The sequence below is a fragment of the Litorivicinus lipolyticus genome (assembly GCF_009650135.1).
GTDB lineage: Bacteria > Pseudomonadota > Gammaproteobacteria > Pseudomonadales > Litorivicinaceae > Litorivicinus > Litorivicinus lipolyticus.
On the sequence record NZ_CP045871.1, the window covers coordinates 1,588,347 to 1,598,460 of the forward strand.

The following is a 10,114-nucleotide window of genomic DNA, read 5'->3' on the forward strand; positions in this document are numbered from 1 at the left end:
TCATTCAAGGCGCCATACTGGATCCACAACCGTGATCCCGCGATGACCCCGTACAACAGGCTCGCGACGATCGGCAGCAGCAACAGGCTCTCGGTCAGGGCGATACCCCGGCATTGTTTCATTTAAATAGTCCTCCAGTTGAAATACCGCGGCCCCCAGTGGCTCCAGGTCAACCTGGGTCGGGTCCAACGCCGCTTGCGTGGCCATCGCCTCGATACCCGCATGCCAATACGCCCGCCCCAGCACACGCCAGGCCAGCGCATCGTCTGGGTTTCGACGCACGGCCCCTTGCAAGACCTCGATGGCATGGCCGAAGTGACCCTGCGCCAGCCACACCTGCCCCTGGGCAACGCTTTTGTGACTGATGTCCGAATGGCTATCAACCGGCACCGGGGCCCAGGCCTGACAGCCCGACAACACCAGTGCTAGCGTCGACCACGCGGGCCCGAACCGGCTCATTTTTCACTCCGTACAGCAGCCGTTCGGTGCAGCACCTTGACGCCCTTGAGGATCAACCGCCGAGCAGCTTGAGCCGCCGGCTTTTGCGCCGGCTTATCAGCGCCACGCCAGTCGCTCCAGGCACTGCCCGGTTGCGCGATCACCGACGTGGCGACCCACAGCAAAACAACCCCGATCCACTTCATATGCCCTCCCCTTGGAGCGTTACAAAACCGATGATCAAAAAGGCCTGCGGCAACGCACCCAGCACCAGCGGCACCAGCAGCTTCGAACCGAGCGCCGCAGCCCGGGCTTGGATCTGTTCGGCCTGGGCCATGTCATGCTGGTCCTGAAGTTGTGCTAACCAGGCCTGGGTATCGACACCTTGATCGCGCATTCGATCAAGGCCGGCCGCAACCTGAGCCACCAAGGGCCCGTAAGTTTGAGCATCGTTTAGGGCGCGGCACCGATGATCCAGGTCCACCAACCCTGGGTGCCCTAGGGCCGACGCAAGATGCGGATAACGCTGTTGCCAGCGGGCCGAGGCCAACGTGGCTGCGGCCGCCAAGTTGCCCGCGATCGGTGCATACAGCGCCAACAGCGCAACCCAAACGGGTGCGGCCAATCGAACTTCGCGGGCGGCCCGGGCGCGCTGCAAAGCGCCAACCCAACGTCGAGCCATGAGGGTAACTGCCGCAAGCAATGGCCACACCGCGACAGGGCTGGCCGCCGCGATCATGAAGCCTGGCAAGCTCAACCAGTGCCAAGGGGCTGGCAGCAACCACCAGGCGATAGCCAACATCATCAAGGCCATCACCGGACCCTACCCAGGCGCTGAAATGCAACCCAGATCAGCGCATTAAGTGCGATGCAGACCGCCAATACGGCAATCCCAGCGTGGGTCGTAAATAGCGTCGCTGTTGCACGCGGCTCAAGTGCGAACACCATCAGCACCATGATCGGCATGACAAATAACACCAACCGCGCCTGCCCCTTGACCGGCGCCATGGCCACGACCGCCATGCTGCGGGCGCGCGTGCGCACTTGGATGCGCTGGGTTAGGGCATCGATGTGCGCCAATGGCGATCCGCCCTCCGACGCCAGCACATCGACTAGGGTCGCCAAGTCGTCCAAATCCGCGCTGGGCAGATCCCGTGCCAATGCCGTCAGCCATTGACTTGGGCTTAGACTGGGTGGCGTCGCCCCACCCATACTGGTAACCAAACCCGCTACCGCCTGGTTAAGACTTCCACCGGCTACGATTTGAGCGGATAAACGCCGAAGCAGGTCCGGCAAGTGTGCCAATTGGACCCGTTGTTGCTGGCGAAGCCGCGCGCCTGCGCGCCACACCAGGCCCGCACTGACCAAGTAATAACCGCCCAGCCCGATCAGCAACTCAAACATCGTGTCCGGCCCGATAGTGGTGCATCCACTGGTAATCGTCGCCGTCGAACCCCACCAATTCAGCGACCTCGACCACGCGGCGCTGGCCACTGGGGGCCTTCTCGATTGCCACGACCAAATCCAAGGCCTGGGCAATTTGCTCCCGCACGGCGACCAATGGCCAGTCGATGCCGGCCGACAACAGGAGCACCTCTAAGCGTCGCGCACAGGCCGTGGCTGAGTTGGCGTGCAGTGTGCTCATGCAGCCGCGGTGTCCGGTGTTCAGCGCTTGGATCAGTTCCAAGGCTTCGGCGCCTCGGACCTCGCCCAACAGCAACCGGTCCGGACGCATACGCAGCGCATTGATTAGCAAATCACGGGCGGCTAATCCCTGACGCCCATCCAGTCCGCCTGAGCGTGTCTCGAGGCGCGCCCAATGACGATGTTTGATGTCCAGTTCGGCGGCGTCTTCAATGCTGATCACGCGGGCCTGTTCGGGAATGAATCCGGCGAGTGCGTTCAATAGCGTCGTTTTACCCGCGCCGGTACCGCCGACAATCAGGATGTCCCGGCCCTGCTCGACACCTTGAGCCAGGGCCTGGGCGACGTCGCCGGGAATCGAGTCGGCAGCGATCCATTCAGACAGTTCATTAACCTGACGCTGAAAACGGCGGATCGTTAACGCCGGTCCCGACAGGGCCACCGGCGGCAACACCACGTTGACGCGCGACCCGTCGGCCAAACGACCGTCGGCTAAGGGCGACGAACGATCCGCACGTCGCCCCAACGGCGCCAGCATGCGATCAATCACACGCTGCAATAATTCAACCGACGGAAATACATGGAGGGTTTGTTCAAGGCAGCCGGCGCGTTCAACCCAGATCGGCTGAGTGCCCAACACCATGATTTCGGTGATGCTGGGGTCATCCATCAATGCTTGAATAGGCCCATATCCGTTTAGCCATGCGTCCAGTTCAGGCAGATCAGCGTCGAGCAGCCCAGGCGCATCCGGGTGGTCAAGCGCACGCCACCACGGCAAGTCACTGACCGACGACGGCACCTGAATCATGCGCGTGAACGCAGCCTCAACGAGTCCGAGCACATCGAGTGTGATGCGCGGCTGTATGGCCGGTTCGCGCGGCGCTGACTCGAGCACGCGCAATCGCAGGGTCACATTGGCGACACTAAAACCCGCCCCAAGGCTTAGTTTGACCCACTGATCCGGCTGCAAACGACGCCCCGCCACGCGCGTACCGTTGGTGCTGCCCAGGTCCCGCACCTGACAGCCTTGGTCGGTCAGCCGAATTTCCGCATGCCGTTCAGACACAAAGGTCGAACCCGGGTCCAGGGCCTGGCCGCGGCCGATAACGACGGTGCGATTAAGTACAAGCGCCACACTGGCCGTCCCACCGTGAACTTCAATGCAACCATCCAGGTCGGACCACTGGGTGTCGACGACGTCTAAGGATTCCATTCAATAGCCCTCAACCGGTTCAAGCCAGCCCAACACACGCCAGCGCACGCGCGACTGATCGTGGCGCTTACCGCCCAACGGGATACCTTGGTGCACGGTACCTCGGCTTGATTCAGCGCCCTCGAAACGTGCCAGCTCCGCGACTTGGGATACGCCGAGGGTCAGCGTCTGCTCCAGAGTTTGGCGACGAAACTCACCGTCGCCGGCCGGCGAACGCAAGGCTATTGAATGGGACAGGCGCACGGTCATCGCATCGATCCACAAAAATTCAGCGGTTAACTCCAGACCATAGGCTTTGTCTTCGGTGGCGCCCTCCGCGCCCGCCCGCTCGATCTCGCCGCCAACATTGAGGCTGGCAGGATGTCCAGGCTCGATTTGAATACGCGGTTTCGCCACCACACGAAGCCCGGTTGCCTCGGCGCTGGGCAACCAACTCAGCAAGCCGTTGATCGAGCTTTGCGTGCCCGCGCTACCAAATTCGGTGCGGGCATTGAGGCTGCCTGAAAATGCGCCCTGGGACGCTTCGCTGGTGGATTCTTCGATCACAATTAGGCGCAATTGCAGCGGCCCCAGTAGCGTGCCGACGCCGACCACAGTTAGGGTCGCGTTTTTGACGCCGCCGAGACGATCAATAAAATACATTTCAGTCACTCCTGGTGTGATGCCGACGACCAATGCTGTCGATTCGTTGACCGGACGAACAGTCGCTACCGTCCCATTTCCCAGTAGGATTTCGCTGACACCGACACGATCGACCAACCGCGTTTGGCCCGCCTCAATGCGCAACTCCGCCGCCCACACCGGCCACGCCATCAGCCACACCATCAGCCAGCGCGCCCTCATGGTTGCTCCGATGGGAACAGGCCGTAGCTGACACGCAACGGTGGTGGCAACGGCGCCGAACGGATGACTGGCGGCGCAACCTCGGGTGCCGGAGTGGGTGAGGGACGGCAACTAGGTGCCGCACATTCGACCGCCAACGAGCCTTGACGGGCAATTTGCGCAAGTGTCGGGGCGTGCTCAGCGGCCACGCTGATTCGATAGTCCCCGTCCAGCGCCTCGATCCAGGCGCCGTATAGGGTAATGCCTGGACCGTACAGGTCACGCTGGACCGGGACCTGGATTCGTTCGATCCCCTGAACCTGTGTGCTTGGGACACGGACATGCGCGCCCAACCGTTGGCGCGGCGTCGGTTTAGGCGCGATTACCGCGTCGCCCAACGTCAGCACCTGGCCTGCGCGCAGCGCAGTCCGAGCCACGCGCCCAGCCAGACCTGTAAAGTCCGCTGGGGTGACGCTATCCGCCGGCAGCACCTCGGCTACCAAGGCCCGGACACGGAATTTGTCGGCACTCAGTGGCGCGTGCCGAGGAAGATCCTGGGCCAGCACGACCACCTCAACCGTCGCCTGCGTTGGGGCCGGGATCGCCGCCCCCTCAAGCCCCTGAATGTAGACCCCCAGGGCAACAAACACCCCAGCACCGAGCACCCTCAGGGTCTGGGCCCGAAGCGCCGAGAGCGGTAGTCGCCAACGCACGGTCATAGCCCCTCCAAGGTCGAGATCAACCAAAACCAGCCACCATCGACTGCCTGCTGAGTTAGCCAGCAATGGGCATGCGCCCACCCGTTGTCGACACTGAGCCAAGCCGGCGGCGGCAAGCTATGCTGAGTGGCCGCCCAGGCCGCGGCAACGCCAGCGTCAGGTTGGGTCCACGTCAGGCCATTCAGGCCGTTCGGCAATGCGGCGACGCACCGGGCTAATTCAGCGCGCATGCGAACTCCCCACCGGCAAACCCAAACCTGAGCGGTCAAAGGTGCCAAGCTCCTTAAACCCGGTCGGACTGAGTCCATACGGCAGCGGCTGAAGCGCACCCCAGCCGACGCCGGAATTGGGCAGACCGCGCATGGCCCGTGATTCGGCCTCGTTGTCGCTAAGCGCCCCTTCGGCTACCCAGATAGCGCGGTCCGGTTGACGACGATCGCCGGCGTGTCCGCCTTGCCATAATTGTTGGTGATGGAGCGAGGCACGCTGACGCCAGTCGTCGCCGGCCTCGGCAAGACTACGAGCGCCCGAGATCAAGGCCACCATGACCCCCATCATCAGCAGCAATTCGATCAGCGCGCCACCTGCCGCGTCGCGTCCCACACCGGCCACAGCAACACCGCGTCCAAGGCATGGGGCTGTGACGGCCGCGTCCAGGCTACCGACACATCGGGTTGCGCGTAGGTCGACAGCCACAGCGACTGTGGCTGAAAGGCGATCAAATCGGCCGCCCCAAGGTATCCGTGCTGGGCCGAGCTTTCGTCGCCACCGGCCAGTCGTATCCGCTTGGTGCGAAACCAGCGTTTGACCGTCATCGACAGTTCGTCCCGTGCGCGCCACTGACCGTTCTCGGCTTCGGTCACGCCGTGTTTTTCCAGCCCGGCAATCCAGATCACGGAGCTGCGCCATGAGCGCGTCTGGATCCAGCGCCGATCGTCTATCGCCGCGTCCAAAACCGGACCTTGCATAGCTACCGCTCGAAAGCCAGCCAGCGCCTGTGGATCCACCAGCCAACGGCTGACGAGGCCGGCGCCCGTGTCCTCGATGGTCGCCGGTAACTGGGACGCTAGCGAGGCGATACGCCCCCACGCCAACCACTGATGAGTTTGACCGGCCGCCCCTAATAATTGAGTCCATACCGGCATCTGTTGGCGCTGCACCGACAACGCATGTGACGCCGTTCGCATGATCGCCGCCCCGATGCCCGGCAACGCCAGCGCCATCACGGCGCCTCCACGGCGCGCCAGTTGCGCGGCATATTCGGTCCACGCCATCTGAGTGACTAGATGACCCTGCAATAAGTGGGCGCCGACGGCGCCCTGATTGTGAAGCGCGATCGCATTTAAGGTATCGGCTATTTTCGCCGCACCGGAGTATGCCGCCCGGTCCAGACCGCGTTGGCGTTCGTGGGAGCCCTGAACGGCTCGGGTGACCTGCCACCCGCCGTAAACCGAAAACCACAGCACCGGCATGGCCACCAACAGCGTGACCAAAACAAAACCGGCACCCTGGGACGACCGGGCGGACCACGAGCGCCGCCACACTAGTTGCCCTCGCCCGCGCGCAGACGATCCAAGCCGAGCTGTTCGGTGGCATCGATCAGCGCCTTACCGGCATGGGCGTTGGCCAAACCCGTCGCCGCCGCCGAGTCCTGACCGGCCAGCTCCTGAGTCATTGCCGCGACCTGGGCGCGAATAGTTGAACCGAGTGTTCCGACCACGGCGATTGAAGTTACGGCGATCAGCCCCAGAATGAGTAGGTACTCACTGAGTGACTGGCCTTTTTGCTGTCGTATCTGCATTGCATCGCTCCTTTTGTGAATGCACGAACGACACTAGGTAATCGCTTGAATGGGCGAATCCCCTTGGGGCGTTGAGCCCTGAACTTCAGACCAATAAGGATTTTTTTAATGGCGACCATTTCACTGCGCGGCACGCCCGCAACCACATCCGGCGAGCTACCCACGGTCGGGACCCCTGCGCCGGACTTTTCGGTGACCAAGGCGGACCTAAGCGAGGCCACGCTGGCCACCTACGCGGGCAAAAACTTGATTTTGAATATTTACCCCAGCATCGACACCCCGACCTGTGCCCAAAGCACACGTCGTTTCAACGAAGACGTCGCGGCGATGGACAATACCGTGGTGCTTTGCGTCAGCGCCGACCTGCCCTTTGCCCAGTCCCGCTTTTGTGGTGCTGAAGGACTTGACCAGGTTGAAACCGGCAGCACATTCCGCAGTGGATTTGCGCTGGATTACGGCGTCCAGATGGTCGACGGCCCGCTACAAGGACTGACGGCCCGCGCCGTGGTCGTGGTCAGCCCCGAGGGCATCGTCACCCACGCTGAGTTGGTGCCGGAAATCGCCCAGGAACCGGACTACGCAGCCGCCAAGGCAGCGATTCAATAATCGTTAATTGAATGCCGCAGGGTGTGGACTTTTGAGACGGAGTCCTTATACTGCGGCGCTCTCTCTATCGGCGCTATGGCAGAGTGGTGATGTAACGGACTGCAACTCCGTGTACCCCGGTTCGATTCCGGGTGGCGCCTCCAATAGACCTCCCCAAGAAAAACTTTACACAACATTCCCGATGCGGCGGCACCCGCTGTGGGCCCAAACTCCAGCCCTAGTGTGGGGTGATTGGCCGCAAGTACCACCCGCGCTCGGACTCCCCACACAAATTGCTCGACAGGCAGGCTCAAAACTTCAATTATCCAATTTTTGAAGCGTCCGCATGTACAAGACCCTGATCGTTGTCGACCACGCCGTCTCCGGCGCCCCGAACACGCTAACGTTTGAGCAATACTTGGCCGAATACCCCAAAAAGGGCGAGCCCAAGACACGCGTCATTAACCTGTGTGACACCGAGCACTATCTAAGTCGCGGCTATTACTGCTCACTACTGGCCGAAGCACGCCAGCACCGGGTGCTGCCCACGGTTGAAGTGATCAATGATTTACGCGCCCGCGAATGCCCCGCCGACATTGACGTCATCGCCACCACGCATGTGTTTTTTGGCCGCGCCCATGACCCGCGTTGGAGCAGCATCGGGCGCAAGGCCTTTGATGCCTTCCCCGCCCCCATTCTTAAGCTGACGCTTTATAAACGCGATCAAGGGTCGGATTACTGGGCGGAACGGGTCGGTTTCAACGATTTGACAGCGCCGCTGCAGCGCCAATGCGCCGATGCGTTAACGGACTTCACCACCCGAGTCTGGCGAACACCCCGAAAACCCATGGCCTACCGCTGGGACATGGCGATTTTGATCGACCCAAACGAGCCGCACCCACCGAGCGACAAATTAGCCTTGGCGCGCTGTGTAAAAGCCGCCGCAAAGCTCGGCATACATGCGGAGCTGCTGACTGCAGATCAGCTCGGATCGATATCCCAGTACGACGCGCTATTTATCCGCCAGACCACCGCAATCGACCACCTAACCTATCGTCTGGCCCGCCAAGCCGAGCAGGACGGCCTAGTTGTGATTGATGACGCCACCTCGATCTTACGCTGCTGCAACAAGGTGTACCTGCACGATGCCTTCAGCTACAACGGCATCCCTGCACCTAAGACTCTGATGGCGCTGACCGACTCGGCGGTGCAAATCGCCCAGCTCGAACAGACCTTCGATTACCCGATGGTGATGAAACTACCGGAAGGCTCGTTCAGCACCGGCGTGTTCAAGGTTAATAACCAATCTGAACTGCAGGCGCGGGGGCGCCGAGGGAACAACACATAAGGCAGGCGTCGTCGCCGTTTTCGTAATAGCCCGCACGGTGTCCAATTAGCCGATATCCACAGCGCTGATACAGCGCCTGCGCCGGCGCGTTTGATTGCGCCACTTCCAACCGCACATCCTTGCAGCCGCGCCGCTTGGCGCATTGCTGCAGCACCTGTAAAAGCCCTCGACCCAAGCCCTGCCCACGCCCCGCCGGCGCCAGCGCGATCGAATACAGGCGTCCGGAGCGGGATCCGCGGCGAAAAATAATCAGCCCATAGCCGACCACCTGCCCCGCCAGCACGGCGACATAAAAGTCCCCGGTCGGGGCGTCGATCCAACGCCGAAGGCTTCGTGGCGACAAGCGATCGCCATTAAAACTGGCGAGCTCAATGGCCTGTAACTGGGCCCAATCTGGGCGCGAGGCACGCCGAAAAACCACTCCTGGCCCCATGCTTCATACCCTCAATCAAAACGATAATTTTAGTGCACACCGATGCCGACAAATTCACAAACGCGCCTTCGAATAACGCTACTATACTGAGGTATATTTGCGGGCCCGATGATGTACCAAATTCTGCTGATCGACGACAACCATGACGACTTGGTACAAAGCGAACGTGCGTTAACACGCGAGCTGAATTGTCGCGTGCATACCGCCAGCACAGTGCTCGACGCCATTACCGCGTGCGAGGCCCAAAGTTACGACATTATTTTAATCGATGTGCACATGCCTGAACTCAGCGGGCCACGCCTAAAAGCGCTACTGGATCACCTGCAAACGATGGCCAGCGCCTGTGTTATGTACCTGACCGGCATTCCACCGGATCATCGGCTGCATCAACTGGTCGCCAACAACATCGGCGCCGTACTGGTCAAACCGTTGGATCACGCGCGCATCCAAGAAATGCTGTTTCACCACGAATTATGGGCCGACGGCCTACAGGACTGCTAACACACCCATGCTGATTCCAAGCGCGTTCGAACAACACGACCCGACTCTGCAACGTGCATTGATTGCCGCATATCCGGTAGCGACACTGGTGGTCGCATTGCCCGAGCTGGACATCCACCACATTCCGATGGTGCTGGATGGGGACCGCTTAATTGGCCATGTGGCGCGCGCCAACGCGATCGCCAGCATCCAGGGCCCGATCGACACGACCTCCGTGTTTGCCGCGCCCCCGGCGTACGTAACGCCCAGCTGGTATGCGCAAAAGCCCATCGACGGCAAAGTCGTGCCCACGACCAACTACGCCAGCGTGCATGTACGCGGCCAGCTGACCTTGGTCGATGACGAACGAACCCACCAAATTTTGACCCGTCTGACCGAGCATTTTGAGGCCGGTCGCGACCAGCCTTGGGCGATTACCGATGCGCCGGCGGACTACATCACCCGAATGCTGAACGGGGTTCGCGGCTTTCACATCGACATCAGCGACATTCAGGCCAAATGGAAACTCAGCCAAAACCGCCCGCCCCAAGACCAACGCCAGGTCAAAGCCGGCCTCGGCGAGCACCCCTTGGCGCAGTGGATGCTTACGTAACCGCCAGCCACAAAAAAG

The 10,114-nt window shown here is 61.4% G+C and carries 16 protein-coding genes and 1 tRNA gene; 5 read left to right on the top strand and 12 right to left on the bottom strand.

Annotation, left to right across the window (positions count from 1 at the left end):
* From GH975_RS07980 to GH975_RS08030, 11 genes are read right to left on the bottom strand one after another with little or no spacing between them, the layout of a single operon-like run.
* Window positions 1–459 (bottom strand): tetratricopeptide repeat protein, encoded by a 459-nt coding sequence (locus GH975_RS07980; RefSeq protein WP_153714014.1) that lies wholly within the window; start codon window positions 457–459, stop codon window positions 1–3.
* A complete protein-coding gene (locus GH975_RS07985) occupies window positions 456–644 on the bottom strand; it encodes a hypothetical protein (protein ID WP_153714015.1) in 189 nt (62 codons plus the stop codon). The genes GH975_RS07980 and GH975_RS07985 overlap by 4 nt, the downstream gene beginning before the upstream one ends.
* Window positions 641–1,252, bottom strand: a complete 612-nt coding sequence (locus GH975_RS07990) for a hypothetical protein (RefSeq protein ID WP_153714016.1) — start codon at window positions 1,250–1,252, stop codon at window positions 641–643. Before GH975_RS07990 ends, GH975_RS07985 begins: the two co-directional genes overlap by 4 nt.
* Window positions 1,252–1,842 carry a type II secretion system F family protein gene (locus tag GH975_RS07995; protein ID WP_153714017.1) on the bottom strand — a complete coding sequence of 197 codons (591 nt, stop codon included), beginning with the start codon at window positions 1,840–1,842 and terminating at the stop codon, window positions 1,252–1,254. Before GH975_RS07995 ends, GH975_RS07990 begins: the two co-directional genes overlap by 1 nt.
* Window positions 1,835–3,295 (bottom strand): ATPase, T2SS/T4P/T4SS family, encoded by a 1,461-nt coding sequence (locus GH975_RS08000; RefSeq protein WP_153714018.1) that lies wholly within the window; start codon window positions 3,293–3,295, stop codon window positions 1,835–1,837. Before GH975_RS08000 ends, GH975_RS07995 begins: the two co-directional genes overlap by 8 nt.
* A complete protein-coding gene (locus GH975_RS08005) occupies window positions 3,296–4,138 on the bottom strand; it encodes a pilus assembly protein N-terminal domain-containing protein (RefSeq protein WP_153714019.1) in 843 nt (280 codons plus the stop codon).
* The gene (locus GH975_RS08010) at window positions 4,135–4,836 is read right to left on the bottom strand and encodes an SAF domain-containing protein (RefSeq protein WP_153714020.1); all 702 of its coding nucleotides are present in this window, start codon (window positions 4,834–4,836) and stop codon (window positions 4,135–4,137) included. Before GH975_RS08010 ends, GH975_RS08005 begins: the two co-directional genes overlap by 4 nt.
* Window positions 4,833–5,066, bottom strand: a complete 234-nt coding sequence (locus GH975_RS08015; RefSeq protein ID WP_153714021.1) for a hypothetical protein — start codon at window positions 5,064–5,066, stop codon at window positions 4,833–4,835. Before GH975_RS08015 ends, GH975_RS08010 begins: the two co-directional genes overlap by 4 nt.
* Window positions 5,056–5,439 (bottom strand): hypothetical protein, encoded by a 384-nt coding sequence (locus tag GH975_RS08020; RefSeq protein ID WP_170272593.1) that lies wholly within the window; start codon window positions 5,437–5,439, stop codon window positions 5,056–5,058. Before GH975_RS08020 ends, GH975_RS08015 begins: the two co-directional genes overlap by 11 nt.
* On the bottom strand, window positions 5,409–6,380 hold the full coding sequence (locus tag GH975_RS08025; RefSeq protein ID WP_153714023.1) for a hypothetical protein: 972 nt from the start codon (window positions 6,378–6,380) through the stop codon (window positions 5,409–5,411). Before GH975_RS08025 ends, GH975_RS08020 begins: the two co-directional genes overlap by 31 nt.
* Window positions 6,380–6,637 carry a Flp family type IVb pilin gene (locus GH975_RS08030; protein ID WP_153714024.1) on the bottom strand — a complete coding sequence of 86 codons (258 nt, stop codon included), beginning with the start codon at window positions 6,635–6,637 and terminating at the stop codon, window positions 6,380–6,382. The genes GH975_RS08025 and GH975_RS08030 overlap by 1 nt, the downstream gene beginning before the upstream one ends.
* A 108-nt stretch (window positions 6,638–6,745) precedes the next feature.
* Between GH975_RS08030 and tpx the strand changes: the two genes are divergently transcribed.
* From tpx to GH975_RS08045, 3 genes are all read left to right on the top strand, one after another.
* Window positions 6,746–7,243, top strand: a complete 498-nt coding sequence (tpx, locus tag GH975_RS08035; RefSeq protein WP_153714025.1) for a thiol peroxidase — start codon at window positions 6,746–6,748, stop codon at window positions 7,241–7,243.
* Between the two features lie 69 nt (window positions 7,244–7,312).
* Window positions 7,313–7,386, top strand: a tRNA-Cys gene (locus GH975_RS08040).
* Window positions 7,387–7,568: 182 nt separating this feature from the next.
* The gene (locus tag GH975_RS08045) at window positions 7,569–8,570 is read left to right on the top strand and encodes a RimK family protein (protein ID WP_153714026.1); all 1,002 of its coding nucleotides are present in this window, start codon (window positions 7,569–7,571) and stop codon (window positions 8,568–8,570) included.
* On the opposite strand, the gene GH975_RS08050 is transcribed toward GH975_RS08045, so the two are convergent.
* Entirely contained in the window at window positions 8,518–9,003 is a 486-nt protein-coding gene (locus GH975_RS08050; protein WP_153714027.1) for a GNAT family N-acetyltransferase, read from the bottom strand. The genes GH975_RS08045 and GH975_RS08050 overlap by 53 nt on opposite strands.
* A gap of 108 nt (window positions 9,004–9,111) precedes the next feature.
* On the opposite strand from GH975_RS08050, the gene GH975_RS08055 reads away from it, so the two are divergent.
* Both GH975_RS08055 and GH975_RS08060 read left to right on the top strand, forming a co-directional pair.
* Entirely contained in the window at window positions 9,112–9,504 is a 393-nt protein-coding gene (locus GH975_RS08055) for a response regulator (RefSeq protein ID WP_153714028.1), read from the top strand.
* A 7-nt stretch (window positions 9,505–9,511) separates the two neighbouring features.
* Window positions 9,512–10,096 carry an FMN-binding negative transcriptional regulator gene (locus GH975_RS08060; protein WP_153714029.1) on the top strand — a complete coding sequence of 195 codons (585 nt, stop codon included), beginning with the start codon at window positions 9,512–9,514 and terminating at the stop codon, window positions 10,094–10,096.
* The last annotated feature ends 18 nt before the right edge of the window (window positions 10,097–10,114 follow it).